General features: G+C 52.4%; 22 protein-coding genes. 10 read left to right on the forward strand and 12 right to left on the reverse strand.

Annotated elements, in window-relative coordinates; translation table 11 throughout:
- Positions 1-290: 290 nt before the first annotated feature.
- The 6 genes from ACR0DT_RS12965 to ACR0DT_RS12990 form a co-directional block, all read right to left on the reverse strand.
- On the reverse strand, positions 291-1,412 hold the full coding sequence (locus ACR0DT_RS12965) for an alanine/ornithine racemase family PLP-dependent enzyme (RefSeq protein ID WP_480711151.1): 1,122 nt from the start codon (positions 1,410-1,412) through the stop codon (positions 291-293).
- Positions 1,409-2,608 (reverse strand): N-acetyltransferase DgcN family protein, encoded by a 1,200-nt coding sequence (locus ACR0DT_RS12970; RefSeq protein WP_480468809.1) that lies wholly within the window; start codon positions 2,606-2,608, stop codon positions 1,409-1,411. Before ACR0DT_RS12970 ends, ACR0DT_RS12965 begins: the two co-directional genes overlap by 4 nt.
- A 92-nt stretch (positions 2,609-2,700) precedes the next feature.
- Positions 2,701-3,555: a hypothetical protein gene (locus ACR0DT_RS12975; RefSeq protein ID WP_480711152.1), complete on the reverse strand. Its 855-nt coding sequence runs from the start codon at positions 3,553-3,555 to the stop codon at positions 2,701-2,703.
- Positions 3,545-3,898, reverse strand: coding sequence for a hypothetical protein (locus tag ACR0DT_RS12980; protein WP_480711153.1), 354 nt, complete (start codon positions 3,896-3,898; stop codon positions 3,545-3,547). Before ACR0DT_RS12980 ends, ACR0DT_RS12975 begins: the two co-directional genes overlap by 11 nt.
- Before the next feature lie 3 nt (positions 3,899-3,901).
- The gene (locus tag ACR0DT_RS12985) at positions 3,902-4,210 is read right to left on the reverse strand and encodes a hypothetical protein (protein WP_170720327.1); all 309 of its coding nucleotides are present in this window, start codon (positions 4,208-4,210) and stop codon (positions 3,902-3,904) included.
- A gap of 446 nt (positions 4,211-4,656) precedes the next feature.
- Positions 4,657-5,409, reverse strand: coding sequence for a Crp/Fnr family transcriptional regulator (locus ACR0DT_RS12990; protein WP_170545368.1), 753 nt, complete (start codon positions 5,407-5,409; stop codon positions 4,657-4,659).
- Positions 5,410-5,544: 135 nt separating this feature from the next.
- Here ACR0DT_RS12990 and ACR0DT_RS12995 point away from each other — a divergent pair, with 135 nt between their 5' ends.
- Positions 5,545-5,778 (forward strand): hypothetical protein, encoded by a 234-nt coding sequence (locus tag ACR0DT_RS12995; RefSeq protein WP_170619842.1) that lies wholly within the window; start codon positions 5,545-5,547, stop codon positions 5,776-5,778.
- A 786-nt stretch (positions 5,779-6,564) separates the two neighbouring features.
- On the opposite strand, the gene ACR0DT_RS13000 is transcribed toward ACR0DT_RS12995, so the two are convergent.
- The 3 genes from ACR0DT_RS13000 to ACR0DT_RS13010 all read right to left on the reverse strand — a co-directional run bounded on the left by ACR0DT_RS13000 (position 6,565) and on the right by ACR0DT_RS13010 (position 8,540).
- A complete protein-coding gene (locus ACR0DT_RS13000; protein WP_480711154.1) occupies positions 6,565-7,653 on the reverse strand; it encodes a DUF2652 domain-containing protein in 1,089 nt (362 codons plus the stop codon).
- Positions 7,654-7,993: 340 nt separating this feature from the next.
- Positions 7,994-8,212: a GDCCVxC domain-containing (seleno)protein gene (locus ACR0DT_RS13005; protein WP_237212724.1), complete on the reverse strand. Its 219-nt coding sequence runs from the start codon at positions 8,210-8,212 to the stop codon at positions 7,994-7,996.
- Between the two features lie 4 nt (positions 8,213-8,216).
- Complete coding sequence (locus tag ACR0DT_RS13010) at positions 8,217-8,540, reverse strand: hypothetical protein (protein WP_170765477.1); 324 nt, start codon at positions 8,538-8,540, stop codon at positions 8,217-8,219.
- 99 nt (positions 8,541-8,639) lie between these two features.
- Between ACR0DT_RS13010 and ACR0DT_RS13015 the strand changes: the two genes are divergently transcribed.
- Positions 8,640-9,038, forward strand: a complete 399-nt coding sequence (locus tag ACR0DT_RS13015; protein WP_480711155.1) for a MerR family transcriptional regulator — start codon at positions 8,640-8,642, stop codon at positions 9,036-9,038.
- Between the two features lie 114 nt (positions 9,039-9,152).
- Positions 9,153-9,515, forward strand: coding sequence for a YybH family protein (locus ACR0DT_RS13020; protein WP_480711156.1), 363 nt, complete (start codon positions 9,153-9,155; stop codon positions 9,513-9,515).
- Between the two features lie 98 nt (positions 9,516-9,613).
- Here ACR0DT_RS13020 and ACR0DT_RS13025 read toward each other — a convergent pair whose 3' ends face one another.
- Positions 9,614-10,690 (reverse strand): DUF2652 domain-containing protein, encoded by a 1,077-nt coding sequence (locus ACR0DT_RS13025; RefSeq protein WP_480711157.1) that lies wholly within the window; start codon positions 10,688-10,690, stop codon positions 9,614-9,616.
- Positions 10,691-10,904: 214 nt separating this feature from the next.
- Between ACR0DT_RS13025 and ACR0DT_RS13030 the strand changes: the two genes are divergently transcribed.
- The 3 genes from ACR0DT_RS13030 (at position 10,905) to ACR0DT_RS13040 (ending at position 17,108) form a co-directional block, all read left to right on the forward strand.
- On the forward strand, positions 10,905-12,635 hold the full coding sequence (locus ACR0DT_RS13030) for a tetratricopeptide repeat protein (RefSeq protein ID WP_480711158.1): 1,731 nt from the start codon (positions 10,905-10,907) through the stop codon (positions 12,633-12,635).
- A 267-nt stretch (positions 12,636-12,902) separates the two neighbouring features.
- Positions 12,903-15,503, forward strand: coding sequence for a response regulator (locus tag ACR0DT_RS13035; RefSeq protein WP_480711159.1), 2,601 nt, complete (start codon positions 12,903-12,905; stop codon positions 15,501-15,503).
- Between the two features lie 3 nt (positions 15,504-15,506).
- Positions 15,507-17,108: an adenylate/guanylate cyclase domain-containing protein gene (locus ACR0DT_RS13040; protein ID WP_480711160.1), complete on the forward strand. Its 1,602-nt coding sequence runs from the start codon at positions 15,507-15,509 to the stop codon at positions 17,106-17,108.
- 11 nt (positions 17,109-17,119) lie between these two features.
- Here ACR0DT_RS13040 and ACR0DT_RS13045 read toward each other — a convergent pair whose 3' ends face one another.
- Positions 17,120-17,488 carry a response regulator gene (locus tag ACR0DT_RS13045; protein ID WP_480711161.1) on the reverse strand — a complete coding sequence of 123 codons (369 nt, stop codon included), beginning with the start codon at positions 17,486-17,488 and terminating at the stop codon, positions 17,120-17,122.
- 807 nt (positions 17,489-18,295) lie between these two features.
- Between ACR0DT_RS13045 and ACR0DT_RS13050 the strand changes: the two genes are divergently transcribed.
- From ACR0DT_RS13050 to ACR0DT_RS13065, 4 genes are all read left to right on the forward strand, one after another.
- Positions 18,296-18,916 (forward strand): hypothetical protein, encoded by a 621-nt coding sequence (locus ACR0DT_RS13050; RefSeq protein WP_480711162.1) that lies wholly within the window; start codon positions 18,296-18,298, stop codon positions 18,914-18,916.
- 169 nt (positions 18,917-19,085) lie between these two features.
- The gene (locus ACR0DT_RS13055; protein ID WP_237216012.1) at positions 19,086-19,280 is read left to right on the forward strand and encodes a hypothetical protein; all 195 of its coding nucleotides are present in this window, start codon (positions 19,086-19,088) and stop codon (positions 19,278-19,280) included.
- A complete protein-coding gene (locus ACR0DT_RS13060) occupies positions 19,280-20,371 on the forward strand; it encodes a site-specific integrase (protein ID WP_480711163.1) in 1,092 nt (363 codons plus the stop codon). Before ACR0DT_RS13055 ends, ACR0DT_RS13060 begins: the two co-directional genes overlap by 1 nt.
- A 297-nt stretch (positions 20,372-20,668) precedes the next feature.
- Entirely contained in the window at positions 20,669-22,381 is a 1,713-nt protein-coding gene (locus ACR0DT_RS13065) for an AIPR family protein (RefSeq protein ID WP_480711164.1), read from the forward strand.
- Between the two features lie 711 nt (positions 22,382-23,092).
- Here the strand turns inward: ACR0DT_RS13065 and ACR0DT_RS13070 are convergent.
- Positions 23,093-24,118, reverse strand: coding sequence for a hypothetical protein (locus ACR0DT_RS13070; protein WP_480711165.1), 1,026 nt, complete (start codon positions 24,116-24,118; stop codon positions 23,093-23,095).
- Between the last annotated feature and the right edge of the window lie 6 nt (positions 24,119-24,124).

Here is a 24,124-nt window from a genome sequence, read left to right on the forward strand (position 1 = left end):
GGTTTCGGCTTTGGTTTTTCGGGGACGGTGTCAGGCGCTTCAGACGTAACTTCTTTTTTCGGCGCGTCCGCATCGTTTTCCTTCAGTGCGGCAGCCGCTCTGGTCGTCAAGTCCTTGAAAGACATCATTTTGATCCTTTGATTGTCCGCACCACCCACGAGCCCAGATGGGGTGTGAAAAGTGAATGCGGATACCACCAATATAGGTATTGGTGGCCCAATTTACTACGTAAAGCCGTAGAATAAGACGGGTGGCTGAAGCAGAACCGAGGCGGCGGCAACCCTGGCGCGCTACTTTCGCTTCGAATATGGGCGATCAGTGTTCGCTGCGGTGCAGTCAACCAATGCGCCATCACCATGGAAGACTTTTGCTACATCGGGTGCAGCCATGCCGCGCGAGAGCGCGCTATAGTTCAATTTCAGCTTCACCTCGCCACCAGGGCGAAGCAGACAACTGGTGTTTTCAACAACGATATGATCACTGGTGGCTCCGACGAACGTGACGCCAGCAGGGAATATTAGACCCGCCGCATCGGTGTCCTGGAGTCCAATCGCAAGGATCGACCGAGTATTCGAAGGACTGTCTAAAGTCACACACTGCATTGAAGGTATAGGATAATTCATTTGCAAGGGATTTGGATTTGATTTGGCTTTCGTTTCGACCACTTCCGCCCAAAGCGTAAAAGCATCTGTGTAAAGCCCGCCGATCGCGTGCCCCGATACGGGATCGGTACCCAACAGGATAGCCTCACCCAGACGCAGGTTGTTGATCTTTCCGGTCGCACCCTTGCCAAGCGCCCATGGCAAACTGGCGGAGCCGCCGCCTGACACTGTTTCAAGAGCGGGTCCAAACGCGCGCTCGGTGTCGATGGCAAGCGACGAAAGCAATGCCATTGCTTCTGCAGAGGGTGCCACATGACCCAGACAGGCAAAATTTGCGCCAATCCCCTTCAGAGAAATACCTTCCATTCTAAGAATTTGAAACACAGTGCTTTCAAGGTGTTCAGGCGGGATTCCTTCCCGCATATCCCCCATTTCCACCATCAGGATAATGTTGTGAGTAATGTTCTTTCCCAGCGCACTCATGGCCAGGCTTGCGATAATGTCCATCTCTGTGTTGAAGCTTACATCGCAGTAATCAACAACTTGCGCGACCTGGCTCAGCATGGGTGTTCGGATCAAGGATATGGAGCACGAGATTCCAGCATCGCGCATACGCATGATATTGCTGATCCGCGCGTCCGCCAGCCCTGTCGCGCCGCCTTCAAGCATAGCATTCGCAATCTTAGGGTGACCGCACACGGCTTTTGTCACGCCTGTAACCGTAATTCCACGGGGTCTAAGGCGATCGACAAGGAACCGTGTGTTGTAAAGAATTTTGCTCAGATCAATGTCGATACGCAGCTTGCTCATTCAATCGTCGTTACAGGTACGTGCTGCAAACGCGGAAAGGCAGAAAGAACCATGTTCACCAAGTTTGATGAAGGACGGTTCAGAGCGTCAGTGACCGGGAGGTACAATTTGCAGTTATAATCTGTGATGGCCTTTGAAATCTCAACATCATTCATTCCTTCATGGTTGATCGTCATGCCAATTACCTCTGTGTTCGCAAAAGCCTCGATCAGGGTGATTTCATCGCAAGGGTCGGGCATAGTCATGTTGGGGAAATCACATCGACGTTTTCGTTTAGGCGCGTGTTGAAGAATAACTGCATGTGGCTGACTGCCTCGCAGAATGAATGCTGATGTGCAAAAGGCCGGATGGCTTAGCGCGCCCTGGCCCTCGATCACTATGACATCCGGGTGTTCATCTTCAGATGCTGCAACAACAGCGCGCTCAAGCTCGCCACAGCAAAATTGCGGCGGCACCGAATCCATCGCGACACCATACTTGGCGCCCTGCATCAATCCTGTCTGGCCGGTACCGACCAAAACTGTTTTGATCCCATGCGCGTTAAGGGCACATGTCAGGATTGTCGCGGTTGTACGCTTTCCAATTGCACAATCGGTGCCGAACACCGCGATGCGGATCGCCTGGACGTCTCCAATACTGCCATCTAACAGGCGCAGGTCGGGATTGGGCCGCGGCTTGCGAATGTCGCGTATCGTGACATCGTGAATTTTGGCAAATCCGGCGAGCTCTTTATCATCACTAAGAAATTCATGCAGTCCACTCACGATGTTCATTCCGAGCGTTATCGCATCCACAACAACTTCGCGATCCTCAAGGGACATTCTGCCGCTGGCCGGCGCCATTCCGTAAATAAAAGTGTCGGGGATCGTAGCTTCATTAGCGACGGCGGCATCAAGATCATCGAAGATGGGAACCTGATTTGCGAAATTATCAAGCACTTTGCCACTGTCACAACCGCCATACGTGCTGTCGATCACCGAAAGAACGCGATAGGCCTGTGAATGTCGAACCAGACCATTAGCCGTCTTGCCATCGATCTTTGCGAAGTTTCCTTCGCAATACACAATTGCAGTCGGTGTATCTGTCACGAGTGTCTTGCGGTGAAGCTCTGGAAAAACTGCTTGTTCAGGCGCCAGCTTTTGCGCATCGCTGGCAATGAACTGCTTGGCATCCGACGCAATGGGTACGGGTTTCATATTTGTTCCTTTTTAGAGTGTGAAACGCGCGTCCTTGGTAAGGACGGGCAAAAATTGTGAAGTTTGGGAAAGTGGGCTTTCTGTCTGAATTCTCACTGGTTCAGAACACACAGCCCTTCTGATCGATGATAGTTTTTGTGGCATTGCCACCCATTGCCGGATCGGTCGATATGGGCATTTGCCGGTAGCTCGATTGCATTGCAGCGATCACCGGACGCCTCGTAGCCACGTTCGCATTTCCATCCAACTCCATGGATCGCGTCATCGTAGAAAGCATTTTCAGGCACAAACACGGCATCGCACCGTCCGTCGCGCTCAAAATACCCACGCTCGCACGTCCAGGGACGCCCGCTGGTTGATGCGTTCAGAAAACCGTTTTCCGGCACCGCTACTGCCACGCATGCTTCTCCGTCTTTTTCGTAGCCACGGTTGCAACGCCATGCAGATCCATAAGTGCTATTCGTCAGGTAAGCATTATCCGGCACCACGATTTTCTGGCAGCTATCGTCTACTCTTGTGTATCCACGCAGGCACCGCCACCTCTCACCTGATGGATCGAGATATCCACCTTCAGGCACAATCACTTCAGTGCATGAGGTGCCGCCAACTTCAACAAAGCCGTGCATACATGCCCACCCTGAGCCGTAGGTTCTGTTTGTGGGGTAGGCATTTCCCGGCACGACAATGGCAACGCATTCTTCGCCTTCCAACCGATAGGACAAATCGCATTCCCAACCGTCGCCATATTTTTTGGGATGCGCATTATCCGGGATCGAATTTGTTTCGGCCGATGCGGGATTTGATGAGATAAAGGAGCCCGCCAAGCAGCTGAAAACGCCAACAAACAGCGCCGTCATAAAGTGAGAGTAAAACCAGTGCTGATTTTTTCGATTTGTCCTGGTGCAAACGGCGTTGTCCGAATGTTGAGTGATTGAGTTACGATCCATCCAGGTTCAGCCCCTCAATGCAGGCCTGTGCCAGATCTTTGTTGGGGGTTTGGGATCCCGGTACCGTTGCCCAGCCGGCTGCCATAACGGCATCCTTTCGCTTGAAAGAAGAAGCTTCTTTGATCGTTGTTATTTTTTCGGCGCGTTGGGTGTCAGTTCTCGCCATGTCGACGCAGATCGGAACCAACGCAGCGATTACATTGTCGCGGGACACGGCGTTGGCCATCTTGTCCGCGTTACTGCCGGTCATCCATCCACCCCAAGAAAATCCAACTACGCCTACGAAAACCCCTCCGATCAGGGCGCCGTAGATTCCGGGTTTAAGCCATTCGGGCGTGTTCATAATCTATTCCTCCTGCGGGGAAAGCGCCGCATCGCTGTCATTGTTAGATGTAGCCAAGGTCTGGTCGTGCTTGAGCGCCAGTTCAAAATCTTCTGGGTCAATTGGGCGCATTTCTGTGCGGCCTGGCTTGCTGTCCTTGCCCTGAACGGTCAGGTAGGTTCCGGTTCTTCGATATGCTTCGAAACTCAGGCCCTGTAGTAGTTCTTCTTCAACAACTACTTCATACTTGCCTGCAGGAAGTTCATCCGGGTAGCCGGACAAAGAGAACGGATTTGAAAACGTCACCAAAGAACTGGACGATCTCGTGCTCACCTTGGTCCTCCATATAGTTTGTTGGATCTTCCCCGCGCAGTCTGCCGCGGTACACGCTCGTAAGCGCCGCGGTAGTACTGGCGTTGTAATTTAGAATAATGTGCAAATGGCAGACGCGCGCTGATCGATGTTAGTCTGCGGCCAATGACCTGAGATTTTATTGGAATCTCAAATGCATTTGGTGCCCGAGGATCAGGTACTGCCAAAAATTGACTAACCTGCGTCAGTGCAACGATGTTTGGATTCCGGCAACGTGATGTGTGTTGGCGGGATATTTGCTGGCGTGTTCTTAACGAGTATTTGAGAAGCGCAGGAAATCCAGTACCGCAATCGGACTGTATTTATCTTGCGCTTCTTTTTCAGTGAAATCCCAAATCTGCCGAAGCGACTTCCGTCTCTAACCAGGCAACTATCGTCAAAATCCCGGCATCGCCGAAGGGGTGAACCTATTGTTTCAACAGTGGCCCGACCTGATCCAGATAAGTGGGGTCAAAACCGGCCAACGTCACCAGTCCGTCATAATCATCAAATGCCACTTGCCCGGATTGAAAAGTAACCAGCCCCTTCTCCCGCAGTTGCCGTAGGACACGATTAACATGTACAGCACTCAGTCCCAGCGCATCGGCAAGATGGTATTGTGTCAGTGGGCAGGTATATCCCATCTTGGTTGCCATCCCGACCTGAGTCAGCCTCACACCAAGTTCCAAAAGAAAATGCGCCATGCGCTCACTCGCATCTCGCCGTCCTATGTTGACCAGGTGCTCAACCACCATCGCTTCATCTCTAGAGACCGCCCAAAGGATTGCTGTCGCCAGCCGGGGCGTTTGCGCAAATGCTTCCAGGAGATCATCCACTACTACCTCAATGGCTTGGATTTCCATGATTGGTTCTATGCTGTGATCCGAGGTGTGCAGCAGAACGCTCCGCAAGCCCAGAAAGTCACCCGGTACTTGGAAGTCGACGATCTGACGCGAACCGTCTGTCTGGGTTTTGTAGGAACAAACCCAGCCCGAGGACAGAACGTAGGCAGCCTGCTCTGATTGCCCTTGATGCACAAGGTCACGTCCCGCTTCAAAGGTCCTGCGACGCTTGTGCAGGCGCGCTAATACCGCAAGTTCAACCTCAGTCAGAGAGACGAAGTTTGAGAGCTTTCGGGTGAGGGGGCTGTTATTGATAGTGGGCAAATATTCTTCCTTCATCAATGAGCCGTCCGCAAAACTATACCACGCAAAGACTGCTTTCGATCAGTTAAGTATACTGCAATCCATGCCAGAATGGTGCAATTCATCGTGGCGCTTCCTTGCTTGGACGCCTGTCAAAAAAGGACGTCTACCATGGCCGACCGGCAAGACTACTCAGGAATAGCCGCACTCTCAATCTGTGAAGCGCTTTTGCTTGCAATTAAAGATCGTGAGCTCCTCCCCGAACATGAGATTGTGGGAGTTCTGCGTGACGCAGCCGCTGCCCACGAAGCAGCGGTTGGCAACAAGGAAGAAAAGGATATGCACCAGGCCGCCGCTGTTCTGATAAACCAGATCATTGCTTCCGGCTATCGCGTTCGGCAGTAACGTTAATTTCTGTGTCAGAAAAACAAGATTACACTCGTCAAAAAAGCATAACAACAAATAGAAGTACTATTGGTGCCTCGTTCCCGATCAATTCAAACACGAAGCAAGAACCGAAGTTCCAATCTCTGCAATATCTCGACTTAATGAAAAATTCCACGACCGCGACTTACTCCCTCTTCCCCGCCGACCTGCATGAGCCACAACGAGAATTTGCTTACTGGCTGAAGGCCCGCATGGCCTGTCCTGCTGCACTGCCTGCGACAACGCAAACGTTGGCTTTGTTCGGCGTCTAAGTTGCTGATCCTATGTGCAGCGAAACTACAGTTTGATAGTATCGCATCATCATAGCTTTGAATGACCGGTCTGGCGACAACAGCTGCAACGCAGCGATGAATGTGCTGCTACAGCAAATCAATGCTGCGTCAGCAATTGCCGCAATCGCACAAGTCCGGTTTGTCCCGCAGAGCCGTCATTCAGGCCTGGTGCAGCAAATGACTGTCTCGAGCTCATTTTGACTGATGCTGCGCGACGCACGTACGGGCGCGAACCACGTATTGCCGCCATTGGTTATGGTTAGCACGGCCCATTGCCGGCAGGTCGCAATGCTGCGACCGAAGCGCGCATTGCCGCGAGGTTCGCGTGAAAGCCATTGCGGCCATCTAAAAGGCTCCAAGCCCATTCTGGCTTGAGGCGAACAACCCCGAACGTAAAGGTCCCACCTTCTTCGATGCATCGTATGATGCCCTCAGCTCATTTAGCGGCGGAGTCGCCCTTAAATACCCATCTTTACTGTTCCTGACTCTTTTGACGAGCCTCCAATGCCATCTCGTCGAGAATACCGAAAGCCACTGGATAAAAATTCTCGAATAATTCGATCACCGCTGTTTCCTCCTCGGGATGATGTATTCCCTCGGCATCAGTAAGCCGCCCCATTCGAAACACGATCTCGGTGCCTTCATCTACAGGGACTAACTCATAGGTCTCCAAATTAGTAAGACCCTCAATAGACGAATTGTGCAGAATATCAGTCACATAATCGAATGGATGCCAGTCGACGATCAGCATCTGAAAGTGAGCGGCTTCATGAATGCAGTGCAAACGAACGCCGGCCGAAGTGCGCGATGCATCCCCTTCCCGATAGGCATCTTTCAACATCATCCAGCGCATCTTGAGCCGCGGATCTGTGAGCATTTCCCAAACCACTACCGGTGGCGCGTTTAGTGTGTGCCGGGTTGTGAACACGGCATCCTCGTCGGTAACGCGGACGGGTCCGGCGACTTCCCGGTATCGTTGCCAGGCCGCAGCAAGGTCGTAGACCCGCATCGGCACGTCGCCAAAGTGCTCGAACTGAGCGCTGTATTGCATGAGGTCAGACTCGATGCCCATTGCCCGGAACGCGTCTTCCGAGAACAGGGCGTAGCTGAGGATACCAGTATCCTCCTTCACATCGGTCTTCGCCATACGATGCACGAGTATGACGTCAGCACCGGAAATATCCTTCATCGGTCCGATCGACAGTTCTTCGAATTTTCCGTGATGCGAAAGGATCTTTAGATCGAGATCGGCTACGTTGCGACACGCGTTGCAGGGGCAAGTCGTGTTTTGCACAATGTTCCGACGGCGTTCGGCGAACGCCCGATAAAGGCTTTCACATATATTGAGGAAGGTTTCGCCAGAAGGGAATGGCCCACTCGAATAAGCGAGAACGGCGTCACCCTCGAGGCCCCGCAACTTCATTGGGTCCTTCAATTCCATCACAATTGCCTCCAGCAAAGAATGGATGATCGGGTTGGCGTGTTCCAACTCTGACCGGGTCAAGTATCCAGTGTAACCGGTGATATCGGCGATGAGCAGATAGCCTGACTGAATAGACATTGTCACAAAGACCCCAATTTCGTGTGTCAATAGATATGGTAGACAACGAATTTGTTCCGGGCAACGTAGTTCAGGAACAGAAACTGAATGCCCGGAAATGGCGCCAGATCGGCATTAGTTATTGGTATTTTATCATCTTCTTCGGGCTCGCATCTGCCGTCCGAGACGGCGCAGCATCTGGGTTATCGCTGAAGAATGGGTAATCAATGGTGGCCCATATTTGTCACTGAACGTGCCAATAGATTTTTGCAAGTGCAGCCCTCTATTCGGACATTCGCCGCCGGTGCGATATTTTGAAGCGGATGAACTCACTCATCGCGCAACAAACCTGCCATTTAACTCAACCGCAACAACTATCTCCCATTTGAATTGGCGGGCACGGAACGGTGGCATAGGAGCAGTATACGCAGCAGTCGCCCTCGAGTGGCTTCAATACTGTCTCGCACGCCTTGCACTTATAGAACCACTGGCAGGCGTTTGTCGGCATTTCCTCTGTCTCGGCATGTCCGCATTTGGGACACGTCAATGTGCTTTCAAGCACCACGTTTTGTTCCGTCATTGTCTCACATCTGCATAATCAGATAATCGTTGATCCGAGCCTCATTGAACACAATGACCCATGCCAGTCCGGTCATTGCTGTGCTTCCGGCAAGCCACCATTTCAACCGCCCAATTGATCCGCGTCGGTGCGATACCGACCAAGACAACGCGACCAGCGCAGTCGATATTGTCAGCACATAAAAACTTACTGTCGCAATTTTCCCGAATATTGCCAGCCAACTGCCGCCCAACCCGAGCAACATCATGGCCATGGGTAGAACACAGCAGGTCGCCACGCCAAGCGCTGAAACCGATCCTAAATAACTGAGGCCAAGGTATTTCTGCATCCTTCTTCTCCACTGGTCTTCACGGCACGGCTTTGCAGTGATGACCCAAACGGTGTATAAATCCTGTAGCTACTACAGGATCAAGCAGGACAATTTCATATGATTGCGATTGGAGAGGCTTCCCGGCAAAGTGGAGTCGGTATTGAAACCATCCGCTATTATGAACGCGAAAGAGTTGTGCCAAAACCCGAGCGTGCCTCCAACAATCGCCGTCTCTACTCACAACGCGATGTTGGAAGGTTGCGTTTTTTGAGAAAGTGCCGGGATTTAGGGTTCCCACTTGCAGACGCGAAGACGCTGCTTGACCTGTCAGAAGGCAGCAGTGCAGACTGCCTAACCGTGAAGGAGATGGCAGAGCGTCATGTCTCCAATGTACGCCGTAAGATCAAGGAGTTGACAGTTCTGGAAGCGGCGTTGAATGAACTTACTGCTAACTGCGATGTCGGAAACATATCCTGCCCAATGCTCTCCCAACTGAGGACAACAGATAGCCACTAAGGCCTCGGTCCGGACTTGCGGCGATGCGGCGCCCAAGGTTGAACCCCAAAGATGAACATCAACCCGAGCTCCTGTGATAACCTGAGGGCACCAGCCAAAACTCGGGAGTAAACAATGTCGGATATTGGTACTGTAAAAGCACTCGACGCGGCTATCATCCAGGGGATCAATGCAAAGGACGCAAGTCAGGCGACGGCACCCTATGCTGAAGACGGCGCGGCCATGCCGCCGGGAGCGCCGATCATGACGGGTCACGCAGCCATTCGGGATTATTGGCAGGCAGCCATTGACGGTGGCCTGAGCGATGTTGTAGCCAATCTGACCGACGCCCATATCGGCGGAGATTGTGCCATTACCACCGGAACCCTGACGGGCTCAATGGGAGGGCAAAAACTTACTGGGAAGTACGTTCTCTACTTCCGCAAAGGCGAAGACGGCTGGAAGGTTCAGCGCGACATCTGGAACTTCGACGCCTAAAGTTTGCGGAGTGGTCCAACGGTCAAATCCGCTGTTTCGTGCCGTAATCCACTTCGTGGGCCAGACAGACCTGTCGCCCGACTTCAGGCCGCACGGTGCTATTTGGATTGGCTGAGTTGGTCATTCATGTCTGCAAAAGACACCGCCCAGAATTCCGCCAAAAACGCGGAACATTCCTGTTCGGAAATCTCCGAACGCGTGCCATCGGCATCCGTTGCCATACCCATTGTGTAGCGCAGATCGGTGCCTGTATCTGTTTCTGTCAGATGATAAGTCTCGGGAAAGCTGATATCGGGGCGCGCAGGGTCCAGAATGCGGGTGGAGAAATACTCAAAGGGCTCCCAATCCGTGACCCGATAAAAGAACTGGGCCATTGCATGCGCGCAATGATAGCCTGACCCCGGGCCAAGACGTCCCAAAGGGTTCTCCATCTTGATGTCGCTGACGCTGTTCATCCATTTCAGCTTGTGTTCAGGAGCGACGAGGGCCTCCCACACCAGGCCCATTGGCGCATCGAAATGGTAGCGCAGGGTCCACACGCCATCTTCTTCTTCGAGAAAATCGCGCGGGCGATCAGCGCGCATCTTTTCCCATGATTTAGCCAGATCGTAGACCTTCATTCCGACTTCACCAAAATGTTCTATTTCCTGGGAAAACGGCTCCATTATATCGCTAATATCCATGGCTTTTGCGGCCGCTGCGCTAAACAGGGCATAGCTGCGAATGCCCGTGCGCTCGGCAACATCCGTCTTGGTCAATCTGTGAACAAGAATGACATCGGCGCCGGAGATGTCTTTGGCTGGCCCCAGTTGCATTTCATCGAACTGACCGTGATGGGCGATGATCTTGAGATCCAGACCGCCGACATTGGCGCATGCCCGACACGGACATGTCGTGTTGGCGATTATATCCTGCCGTCTGAGGGTGAACGCGTTGTAGAGATTTTCGCAAATGGTCAGAAATGTCTCTCCTGACGGGAAATCCTTTCGTGTCGAATAGGCCAGAACGGCATCGCCATCGGTTTTCCAGAAGTGCAGCGGGTCTCCGACCTGCTCAAGCAGAACGCTAAGAAGGGATTGCAGAATGGGATTGGCATGATCCATTTCCGAAGATGTCAGAAACTGAGTGTAGCCGGTAATGTCGGCAATCAGCAGGTAACCTGTGTGCGTTGTCATTTGGCAGCCCCCCCGGTCCAAAGATCGCATACGCTCACCATAGATGAAAACATACTTAAACAACAAACTTGGTCGGTTGGGCGAAGTGGTCCCGATCTTCAGCCGCTGTCATCGAACCCTTGGCGTTCGCAGCCGAAATTGGAGCGGAGGCATTAACGTTTTATCCAAAACTACTGAAGTTTCTTCTACGCTTGCCGTCAGCTATGCTTCATCTATGTCAAAGACCTCTGAACGACGGCTGGCCGCAATTCTGGCTGCGGATGTGGCAAACTATTCCAAACTTATGGGGGAGGATGAAGCTGCCACATTGACCACCTTGCGCCTTTTTCGAAACGACATTCTTACTCCAGCCGTTCGTAAGTATGAAGGCAGAGTGGTAAAAAGCATGGGGGACGGCTGGTTGGTTGAATTCCCCAGCGTGGTCAGTGGGATCAAGTGCGCGATCGCTATCCAAAACGATCTGACCGATAGTCCTCAGTTCAAGTTGAGGATGGGATTGCACAGCGGAGATGTCAGTTTTGCTGATGAAGATGTTTATGGCGACGGCGTCAACGTTGCCGCACGTCTTCAAGATCTTGCCGAACCCGGATCGCTGGTGATCTCCGAAACTGCGCGGCGCAGCATTGATGCCAGGCTTTCGGATCACTTCACTTGTCTGGGTTCCCAGAAACTCAAAAACATTGCAGAGCCTTTGGTCGTCTACGGTTGGGGAATATCTGCATCAGCCATCCAGAGGTACCTTTTTGCGGTGCCGGAACGACCTTCGATTGCGGTTCTGGCCTTTGACAATTTATCCGACGACGCGGATCAAACCTTTTTTGCCGAAGGTATCGCCGAAGATGTGATTTCCGCGCTGTCCCGGTTTCACTGGTTCTTCGTGATCTCTCGAAATACGAGCTTTTCCTACCAAGGCCGCGCCGTCGGGACAGAGCAAATCGCTCGCGATCTGGGCGTGCAATACGTTCTTGAGGGCAGCGTTCGAAGGGGCGGCAACAGAGTTCGCGTCTCGGTAAAACTGATCGACGCCATTGCAAACCATTACGTCTGGACCGATCGATTTGACGGCGTGATTGAAGACATCTTCGATCTGCAGGACGAGATAACGCAGAAAATTGTAGGCGCAGTCGCACCTGAATACCTGACTGCAGAAATGCAACGCGCAAGGCGCAAGGTGGGCCCGCGGATGGATGCCTGGGAATTGTCTGCGCGCGCCCATTGGCATATCTCGCAGTTCACAAAAGCAGACGTAGCCGAAGCCCAGAACCTGCTCATGAAAGCGGTCGAGTTGGACTCGCAAAGCTCGTTCGGGCTGGCAGATTTGTCATTTACGCATCTGATGCAATGCGTGAACGGCTGGAGTGATGATCCTGACGCTTCCAAGACCGAGGCGGTAAGTCTGGCGCAGCAGGCGGTTTCGATGAACGGCCGCGATGCGTATGCGATGGCCTTACTTGGTGCGGCGGATTTGTTTTCAGGCCATCATCAGGACGCCATAAAGAAGTTGCGGGACGCTATCGCCCTAAACCCCAACGACCCCCATGCCTATGCATTGCTTGCCAGATCTCAGGTTTACCTGGGCGACGGCAAGGAAGCCCTCGTTAACATCATGGCCGCGATCAGGCTCAGCCCGCGCGATCCTTTGATGGCTTTGTGGTATTCCATTCGCTCACTCTGCGGGTTTGTGGCAGGGCGGCATGAAGAAGCCATCGCGTGGGCCGAGGCGTCCATCCGGGTCCAGCCAAACCGCGGCAGCTCTTATCTTGATCTTGCCGTGAACAATGCCATTTGCGGCAAGCTGGATGAGGCGAGGCAAGCTGTTCTCGATCTAAAGCGTCTTGACCCCGGGGCCTCTCTTCAGTTGGCAGAGCGCACACATCCCTTCGCACGATTGGAAGATCGCGAACGCTATCAACAGGGTTTGCGCTCAGCCGGGTTGAACCGGTGAACGCGGGCCGATCCTGCCAATCTCATGGTTTTGGCTGCGCTGCCGGGCGCAAAAGATGGAACGACCCAGCCCGCCGTCCCGCGTTTTACATTGGCCTCACGGGACCCGGCAGAATGGCGGCTCTGTCAACATCAATCCAAAGGCACACACAGACGGGCCGAAACAGCCTTGTTTTGCTTCTGCATTTCTATTCAACTGCAAAGACGTCGGGAAACCTGAAAACAGAGTTTCACCGATGTGCTGGTCTCGCCAGATGGAGAGCGCGAAATGAACCAATCCGACGATCACCGTGTGTCAAAATCAGTTGAAACGAACCGGGCGCTGGACCGAATCGTCGATGCCATAAACACAATTCCGGAAGGTTTTGCCCTCTACGATTCCGATGATCGTTTGGTTCTGGCGAACGAGACATATCGCAAGATGCTATATCCGGGACATGAAGACTTGGTCAAACCGGGGATGACCTTCGAACAGGTCGTTCGCAAAGCACTGTCGCTCAACGTGATTGCAGATGCGGTGGGACGTGAAGATGAATGGTTGGCGCAACGGCTGAAACGCCACGACAACCCCCACGGCACCCAGATGCAAAGCCGGACGTCCGGGGGGTGGATCAAGATCAGCGAGCGCAAGACCTGTGATAACGGAACAGTCGCGATCTACAGCGATGTCACCGAGCTTAAGAAGGTCGAAGCACGTAATGCCGAGCTTGCCCAGATCCCCGAGGAAAACCCCAATCCGGTGATGTGTATCAGCAGTGACGGAAAGCTGCTTTTTGCGAACAAGGCCAGCAATCCCATGCTGGATGCGTTGGGCCTGAAAGTCGGGGCGGATGTCACCGAGGACTGGTTGGCCCTTGTCAGGAAAGGACTGAAGGAAGAAAAGCGGCAGGACTTTGAATGTCACGCCGATGGCATGGTCTACGCACTACTGCTCTGGCCGGTGCCGGACGCCCGGCACGTAAACCTCTACGGGCGGGACGTTACGCAGCTTAAGGAGGCGGAAAAGCGGATGCGCGAATTGGCGCGTATTCCCGAAGAGAACCCCAACCCGGTTTTGCGCATCACCGATCAGGGCAAGCTTGTCTATGCCAACAGGGCAAGCAAGCCTTTGATCAAAGCACTGCAGCTGAAAGTTGGCGACCGTGTGGGAACAGGTTGGCGCAAACGTGTCGCCAAGGGTTTGCACGAAGATCAACGGCAGGATTTCGAGTATGAGGCCGGTGGTCTGATCTATGCCCTGTTGCTCTGGCCGGTACCGGAAGGCGGCTATGCGAATATTTACGGCCGCGATATTACCACCCAGAAGCAAGTTGAAAGCGAACTGCGCGTAGCGAAGGATATCGCAGAAACGGCCAACAAAACCAAAAGCACGTTCCTCGCCAATATGAGTCACGAGCTGCGCACGCCGCTGAACGCGATCATTGGATACAGCGAACTGATGCTCGAGGATTCCATCGACCAGAATGACGAGGCAAACCTGAGCGATCTCCGGAAAATTCAATCTGCCGGGAAACACCTGCTTGCGTTGATCAATGACATTCTGGACCTGTCCAAGATCGAAGCCGGCAAGATGGAATTCAATCTGGAATCGTTCGACGTATTTCAGATGATCAACGACGTCGGAACAACCGTGCGACCGCTGGCCGAAAAGAACAACAACACTCTGGAGATTGTGTGCGCCGAGAACATCGGGAATATGGTCTGCGATCTAACCAAGGTGAGGCAGGCATTGCTCAACCTGTTATCCAACGCCTGCAAGTTCACCGAAAACGCGACAATCACACTGTCCGTTCTACGAACCAAGCAACAAGATCAGCTGGAAATTTCAGTCGCCGATCAGGGCATTGGCATGTCGCCCGAGCAAGTCGACAAGGTGTTCGACGCGTTCACTCAGGCGGATTCCTCTACCACCCGCAACTTTGGCGGCACCGGTCTGGGGCTGTCGATCACCAAGGTCTTCTGCGAACAGCTGGGCGGCAACATTCACTGCGCCAGCACTCTTGGCGAAGGGTCAACCTTCACCATTCACCTTCCGAGTATATGTAGAGATCCGTCTACAGACCTGCTGCGAGAAAAAGGGGATTCTGGGGACGATCCGGACAGCGATTCAGACGCCCCATTGGTTCTGCTGGTCGATGACGACCCGACGGTGCATGATCTTTTGGGACGGCGGCTGCGCAAGGAAGGATACCGTGTTCTTGCCTCAACCAAGGGTGACGAAGCATTGGAACTGGCGCGCAAATTCAGGCCTGACGCCATCACGCTGGACGTGTTCATGCCCGAGATCGACGGCTGGGCGGTGTTGTCCAAGTTGAAAGACGACCCTGATCTGGCAGATATCCCGGTGATCATGCTGACATTCGCACAAGACCGCACGCGCGGGTTGTCGCTGGGTGCCAGCGAATATCTGGGAAAACCCATCGACACGGTCACACTGCTGAACGCGCTGAAAGAGCATTGTCCGCCCCGACCGGCGCCCCGCGCCCTTGTTGTGGAAGACGAGGCTGCAACCCGCGAAATGATCTGTCGGGTTCTGGGCAAGGAAGGCTGGCAGATCGAGCAGACCGTCAACGGGCTAGACGCCCTTCAACATCTTTCTGCATCCGTTCCGGACGTCATTTTGCTGGATCTGATGATGCCCGAGATGGACGGGTTTGAATTTCTGGCGGGGATGAGGAAGAACCCGGACTGGAAGGACATACCCGTCATTGTTGTCACCGCGAAGACCCTGTCCAATGATGACCGCGCGCGGCTTAGTGGCTCGGTCGAGACGCTGATCAGCAAGGACGGTGACGAAATTGAAACCATCCTCGCCCAGTTGAACGACATTCTGGTCAAGCACCGGCCTGCCTCTTCAGGGGACACATAAGTTGTGAGTGACAGCCCCGAAAACGAAGCACAAAACGCACAGGCCGTGTGGCTGGCCAATTTGCGTCAAAACCTCATCTCTCCAGTTAGCGCCATTGTCGGGTTTTGCGAGATGCTTCAAAGCGAATCCGGGCGGCTGAATCTGGATGAAGTAACTTCGGATCTGGACCGGATTTTCCAGGCGACGACGGAACTGAGCGCCTTGGTGGATCAGCTTCTGCACCCTGAGATGGCGATGAAGCTGACGGTCAGCGGCGATGAGGGCGTGAAGCGGCTGCGTCACGACCTGCGCACTCCGATGAATGCGATCAAAGGCTACAGCGAGATGATGCTGGAGGATCTGGAGGACCTAAACGCAGAACATCTGGAGCCGGACCTGCTGGGGCTTTTGGACCACACCGACACCTTGCTACAACGTATCGACACGCTCGCGGGTTTGGCCGGTAATGGCCTCAAAATCTCTGACACACCGCGCGAAACGGTCGCGATGTTTGCCAATCTGGTCCAGAGCATGCAGCCCCTGCCTTCAATCGCCGATGCATCTGGATCAACCGGCGACATCCTTGTCGTCGATGATGCAGCGGCCAACCGGGACTTGCTGGCCCGCCGGTTAAAGCGGGACGGGCATCGCGTCTGGACTGCCGACGGCGGCTATTCCGCTCTGGAGAAAATGTCCCGACAGCCTTTCGATCTGGTTCTGCTCGATCTGATGATGCCGGATATCAACGGCTTCGACGTTCTGGCCCGGTTGAAACAGGATGACGCCCTTCATGATATCCCCGTCATTATGATTTCAGCCCTGGATGAGGTCGAAAGCGTTGCGCGTTGCATCGAGGCTGGTGCCGAGGATTACCTGCCCAAACCCTTCAACCCGATCCTGTTACAAGCCCGGATCAGCGCCGCGCTGGACAAAAACCGCTGGCGAAAGCGCGAACGCCAGTACCTTGAGATGATGGAAGCGGAAAAGCAAAAGTACAAAGACCTTCTGCTCAGTATTCTGCCGCAACAAATCGTGGCGCGCCTTAATGACGGCGAGGCTACAATCGCCGACCGCCACAACGACGTCACCGTGCTCTTTTCCGATATCGTCGGCTTCACCGAGATGTCGGCCAGGCTGGCCCCGGCACAGGTGGTTTCCTATCTGAACCGGATTTTCTCGGGGTTCGACAAAACGGCGACGGAACTTGGCGTTGAAAAGATAAAGACGATTGGCGATGCGTATATGGTTGCCGCCGGGGTGCCGGATGGTCGCGCAGATCATGCCGAAGTGATCGTCGAGATGGCGCTTCGGATGCTCGATCAGGTCGAGGCGCTGAACCTTGAAACGGACCACCCGATGCATATCAGGGTCGGTGTGCATACCGGGCCGGTGGTTGCTGGTATCATCGGATCGCACCGTTTCCTTTACGATGTCTGGGGGGACACCGTTAATTTCGCCAGCCGTCTTGAATCAACCGGTGCGTCGGGCCGGGTGCAGGTTTCCGAAGCCACCGCCAGACAGGTCGAACATCGCTTTGACATCTCTGAACCTGTCGAAACAAGGGTGAAAGGCAAGGGGCAGGTCAGAACCTACTATGTCACCCGACGCAAAACGGCCACGGATTGAGCGGTTCTTCCTCAGGTCGCACGCAGAAGTTTCCCCATCTTTTCCAGCAAACGGCTAAGGTCAACGGGTTTTGTATCGAAGTCGTCGCAACCTGCTTCCAGCGCCTTTTCCCGATCACTGGCCATCGCGTGCGCGGTCAGGGCCACCACCGGGATCGACGCCGTCCCGGGCGCTGCCTTGATACGCCGTGTCGCTTCCCACCCGTCAATTTCGGGCAGGCTCATATCCATCAAAATGATGTCGGGACTTTCATCGCCAGCCATGGACACGCCTTCCAGCCCGTCCTTCGCGACGACAACATGAAACCCTTTGCGTTCCAACCGGCGCGACAGCATATCGCTGTTCATTTCATTGTCTTCCACCAACAGAACTTTCGTCAAACCCCCCCCTTGCGCCTCCACGCATTATGAACACCAATTGGCTCAAGAAGCTTCGAAACTTATGCTCGAAGGCCGTGCTCTGCCACCGGATCGTGCAAACCTGCTGGTCGGTGCATTCTTTCATCAATTACATACCACGCAATGAGTAATTGGCCGACTTAGGTCGACCCACCCCCTTTTGCCAATGATGGGTATGATCCGTAGCAATTTGTTGAGCGGCGGTTCGCTTTGTGAACTGCTGGGAGGTTAAATGACTGCTCTGCGATAAAGAGACCCTCAAATATGCGCCTGCGGAGAACGTCAGCTTCCCGCCTTTGGTGCAGGAGATTGAGGTCGCGATGCGCAGATTGCAGAAGTTGGGGTCCACGACGTGAATTCACGCTATGTACCGCATAGCGGTCACTCAGACAGATCGCAGCGAACGACCGCACCGACCCCAAAGCAGTCGTATACAAGACCATGAAAACCCAGTGCTATTGGAAAACTATTACAAACCCGGCGGCCCCGAATGACAGATCGGCGCCTTCGTCGCTCACTCAACAACCATCGCTACCACGAGAGCCTCGTGATTCTGACACCAGTGGACGTCTATCATGGCCGCGGTGCGAAAATCCTGAAGGTAAGAGAGGAGATCAAGACGCAGACAATCCGATAACGGCAGTTGCAGAGCCAAGCCGCTGCCACCTAAACTTCAACAAAAACCGAACTAGAGCCTCCCTTACGATACAGCCTGTGTTCTCCAAAATACTCTGACGACGGGCAAAAGGTGTATTGACATAGCCTAAGTGCGCAACGCACATTTAGACTATGAAGTCTGGTCATCTGATAAAAGTCATATCGAATGCGCTTGGTATCGATCAAGCGACAGTTCACTTTGTTGCAAGGAAGCTCCGTGAAGCAGGCTTTCTGACGACAGGAGCTCGTGGCGTGAACGCACCGGATATGACAACGCGTGATGCAGCGAGGCTTACGCTTGCGCTAATGACAGGCGCTCCGCCAAACCGTATAGTCGATACTTTTGAGATTTACCGACAATTCCGGAATGATGAGTTCGAGCATATAGAATCTGCAAAGGTCATTCAGCGTCTCGATTTCAAGCGAGAAAACACTGCGGAAGACTTCCTTGTCTACTTATTTGATTTCGTGTCGTCGCATCGGTCAAATTCTGAATCTGACATATTACTCAATGGATTAGAATTTAACGTCCATGAGAAACCAGCTTATGTGATTTTCAAAAACGCCGGATTAGAAATATATTTTACAGCGGTTCATCTTTCCGAAATGAAAATAAACGAATTCGAAGACGACCCGACCGTGTGGTCAAATTCAGGGCCTGCCGGATTGTTTGAAATGGAAGGCATGCATGTCATGCGCCAGATCTCGCTTGGAGAGATAGAGGCTATTGCATCAGAGTTTGGGACTGAGTGATGCCTCACGCAATCAAAAAAAAACCAACCGGAAATAACAGCGTCAATTGATCCTCGGGGTAAATTGACCCCAAACGGACCTCCTGGTCAACGTCATGGACCAACGAGCGTCTTGGGAGGCACTAGCAGTGGCTAACGCTAGTCTCACTATCAACGTTAATGAAAAACGCATGCTGAAACAGTCTGAGGCGGCGGTTTATACTGGGCTACCTCCAAAGCTCTTCAAAACAACGTGCCCCGTCCAGCCAATTGAAATGCGGCCCGGCACAGTTCTTTGGGACAAGCGCGATCTGGACAATTGGATTGATGCAATGAAGGAAGGAGCCGAGATGGCAACGCAGGACGTCATTCTTGGCAAGTTGTAATGACACGTGTCAGGGTTAGAGGTTTCAAGATATTCGATGATCGGCACGGGAAACCGCGCTGCTATCATCGCGCCACGGGTCACAAGATCGACCTGGAAAAGACTCCATTAGGATCGGCTGAGTTTTTTGCGGAATGCGCCCGCATTGCTGCCATTGCCGAGGCGAGGAAGGCGCAAGCTCCTAAGCCAGGAACCCTTGGCGGGCTGGTCAATGCCTATTTCCAGACTGAACACTATGGCAATCTGTCGGACGCCACCAAGCGCGACTATCGCAAGTGCGCTGACTTTCTGTACCCAATCCGGGACACGCCTGTTTCCGCAATCACGACGCCCCTCGTTTCGGGCATCCATGACAAAGCGGCGGACAAGATTGGCTGGCGGCGAGCAAACATGGTCCGCACCTTCCTGAGTCAAGTTTTTCGCTACGCCATTCCGCGCGGTCTGATCGACCGGGATTATGCGGCAGGTGTCATTCCCAAGCCGCGCCCAAAAAATCGGCCCTATGCCAACCGGCCTTGGACGGTGGAGGAACGCGCAGTTGTGCTGGATCGAGCCGCCCCGCACGTTCGAGTGGCGGTGGCGCTGATTATGAATACCGGCCTTGATCCGTCCGATGCGCTCACGCTGACCCGTCGCCTGATAGACGGCGACACGATTTGGGGCGTCAGGGGCAAGACGGGCCAGGAAGTTGCCGTTCCAATCGGTCCGACGCTGCAGGCGGCTCTGGATGCTGCGCCCAAGCACGACGCCGTGACCATCCTTGCCTCATCAAACAGAAAACCTTGGACTTACAACGGCTTTTCGACGGTCTGGTACCGCTTCAAGAAAAAGCTGGAAGCTGAGGGCGTTGTGCAACCTGGCCTGACACTCAAGGGGCTGCGGCATACCGTGGCCACGACACTGCGCGAGGCAGGGCTTGAGGAACGCCAGATTGCGGACCTGCTGGGGCAAAAGACCCCATCTATGGCCCGTCACTATTCCCGGTCCGCCAACCTCGCGGACCGCAACCGGATCACGATGGAAGCACTAGAAAAGGAGAACGAACGCAGATCGAGAGTTGTCAAACCCTTCAAGAAAACTGTCAAACCATGAAAGGCTCAAAATTGAATATTGAGAAAAATCAATCGCTTGAATGGTGCCCGGGGGCGGATTCTAGCTCTCTAAATTTCAACCACTTACAGGGCGAGTTTTCAAGCTTTACGTCGATCTTACGTCTTTTTAGCCAAACAGTGATCCTCAACCTTTTGGGTGACGTAAAGCCAATAACAGTCACTATTCTACGTTTCCCTTTCCCACATTTTTGTCGCATGACTCTGCTCGCCTCACCACTTGCATCTCAAGGCGATCGCTATCAGTGTTTTTCTACACATAATTGCAGAGACACACACTATGAACCCAGTTGTTCAAGCTCAACTAAAAGCTTTCTCACAATCCAACACTAGCGTGAACCTTCCTGAATCAGAGTTATTTGAAGTCTTTTCGATCTATTCAGTTTCCAATGGGCTTTTAACCGACAACGTTGATCCGTTCAAAGCACACCTACAAGGCGACGAGTTTGGTCTAGATGGTGTCACAATCTTAGTTCAGGGTGAACTCTGCACTAACTCGGATGAGGCGGTTGAAGCACTATCTTCCGGCAAGAACCACTCGGTCGAGTTTGGTTTTTTTCAAGCAAAGACAAGCGAAAAAGCAGATTACGGAGATATGTCCAAGTTTTTCGATGGGGTGTTTTCATTTTTTGATGGAAGCTTTCTCGAACCTTCGGACCAATTGTCGGATCTCATTGCAGCAAAGGACGTCATCTATGAAGCCGCTTTGAAGAGAAACCCAACTTTGAATCTCTTTTACGTCACAACCGGGACGGGATTGGTCAGCGACCAAATACAAAAGTTAGTAGACGCAAATTTGGCTCGATTTAGAGACTTAAATATTTTTGATGCTGTCGAGTTCAAGTTGGTAGGCGCGAAAGATCTTCAAGCTGGTTATCGCTCTGCTACAAATTCAAACTCTGAACGAGTAGAAATAACCAAACCTATTACATTGCCAGCTCACCCAAGCGTTCAGCAGGCCTTTTTGGGATACGTCGCGGCGGATCAATTAGTAAAGTTAGCGACTGTGAAACATTCCGAGGATTCGCAGCCAAGAATAAATAGGGCGGTTTTCTTCGACAACGTTCGAGACTTCAATGACAAGTCAGAAATCAACCAGGGCATCCTAGAAGAATTGCAGAACGGAGAGAAGCACTCGTTCGTCTTCAAGAATAATGGTGTCACCGTCGTGGCAAAAAACGTGGGTCGACAAGGCGACAGCTTTGACCTTGAGGACTACCAAATTGTAAATGGCTGCCAGACCAGCAATATCTTGTTCCAAGCTGGAAACCATGCTGACGGAGTACACGTACCTTTTAGGCTGATAGTGAGTGACGACCCGGAATTCGTTTCAACTGTGATCGTCGGTACCAATCGCCAAAATGAAGTCAAAGAAGATCAGTTTTGGGCTTTGACTCCGTTCATGAAGGACTTGGAGGAGTTCTGCAGAGAACAACCGGATGATCAGCGAGTTTTTATTGAGCGCCGAGAAAACCAATACAGAACAGAGACTGTTGAGAGGACGCGAGTATTCAAGCCCAACGAACTGATCAAGTCAGTTGCGGCAATGTTCATGTTCCAGCCACATCGAGCGGCACGTGACTACCGTGGCATAAGAAAAGAATACTCAAGCATGTTGTTCCAACCAGATCACAGCGTCCGCCTATATCACGCAGCGGCCTTTGCGAGCTTTAAACTCGATTTTGCGATTCGTAACCGCCGCGTAGATCGATCGTGGGGAATTTATAAATACTACGTTCTGTTCATGCTTGGAAAAGAGAACGCAAAAACTGACAAAGTCTTCTCATCTGCGAGAAAAAGGCAAGACCAAGTGGCACAGAGTATCATCGATATCGCCGCTGATGAGGAATCCTTGGTCAGCAAATTTACCAATGCGGCGGTTGTCCTGGATAAGTTAGTGGCCGAGGCTAAGCTTGATACTCGGGAAAAAGTTCGGGACTACATTCGATCCGAAAGTGTTGCTAATGCTTTTTCTAAGGAACTAAACCTCTAGAACACGGTGTGCCTAAAGCATCCCACTTTCGTATAGCTGGTAGCGCCCAGGGATTGCCTGGGCGGTTACCGCACCTAACCTGGGGATCGAAGCTGTTCGCTTTCAGTTTTTCCGCTACGACAATCTGGCCTGCCAGCATTTACTTGGCGAAATTGCGTTTCATCAAAAACAGAAAGCAATTTCCGGTTTTTTTTAGTTTGAACTAGATCACTAGTTCAGCGTAAGGGGCCAAAAACTCAAATGCCCTTAAGGCATTGATTTAAATATACTAAATTCCCGTGTTACGTCTTTTTTCTTTCGAAGATTACAGGACGCCTTGTAACGCCCTGATTTTAATAATTAATTCCAGTTGTGCTTTACGTCATTCTTACGTCTTTTTTCGACTCTTACACACTCATAAGTCATTGATTTTTATTGGTAATTTTTGTTGTGGTGCCCGGGGGCGGAATCGAACCACCGACACGAGGATTTTCAATTATCGGCTCAGAAAGAGCCAATCAATCGATAGCAGCCACAAAGTGTTAATTTTGCTGATTTTAATTTGCGTGGAGGGTCTTCTGCGCTTCCGAACAAGGCCGGACAATTCCAGAACATTCCGAAAATGTTTACACACAATTTACACATAATGTTGGCAAATCTTCTCATAATGTCCCCAAGGCATTCCAGGGAGAACGTAAAACTGTGCTAGACAACCGCAAGCGGACCAATGCTTCAGTCTCTACAAGTTTTCACCGAGCGACCTGACAGGCAAGGACACAAATCCTTGCTGCGAAAAAGGTGCTTCTGCTTTTTCCTGACACGATGCATCGACTTGCGGTTCAATGTGCCAATATCTTTCGCATGCGTATCGAGTTCTGAGAATATGTCCGGCAAAAGCTCAACTACGGTTCGCGAAACATCCAGCGTCTTGTGCAGGCATTCAACCAAGTCTGGAGTACCATAAAAATCATGTCGACCGACAGAAAACTCCCTCTTTAGATGGCGTGTTCCCCAAGCGTCATAAGTCGAAGTAGCCTTTGTCGTGGTAGCAAAGAGGTCACCAACATTAGGATGAAGGAATTCACATAAGACGTCATATGCGACCCGACAACCGGGAGCTCGTTTATTCAACTTGTCGATATGATTCAGTATTTGTCCAGCAGAAACATCGAGATAGTTTTCCTTGGGCTTATATGCCAGCTCTCGATTTTTGGATTTCGAAAAATCAGATTGGGCGAGCTTATGCCAATCCACGCGAGTGCCAAAAAGGCTTTTTCCGATCATTTCTCCGATCTTGGTCTCGTAAAGAACTTCGTGAAAACCCTTGTCCTTTGCTGCCTCGCGCCATGGCTCTGCGAGTTTTGAGCGAACGCTTTCAGCTAGTGCCGCCCTTTCGATCAAACCACGGATAAGAGACAGCGGAACTAAGCCGTAGCCTTCATCAATCGATTGAAGCGCGATTTTGGCATGCTCGAAGCAAGCCAATCGAGTAACGCAGCAGAAGGCGATGATTTGTTGGGCATAAATTGATTGGTTATAAATGGAAGCTCGTACTGCGGCATTGGAGTGACCATCCGGTGTGCCGGGTTTGCCCGAACTAAACCAGGCAGCCATACTGTTGGCTACGGGAACTGCTTGGGCTTGGCTAACCATACGGAAGACGTGCTCACCGCTGAAATCCTCAGGCACCCGAGCAACGAGTAACTCTAAGGGTCGTATAATAGTATTCCAATCAATCCGGACTTCACGCTCGGGCATGCTGCA

The sequence above is a fragment of the Ruegeria sp. BI11 genome (genome assembly GCF_056538005.1).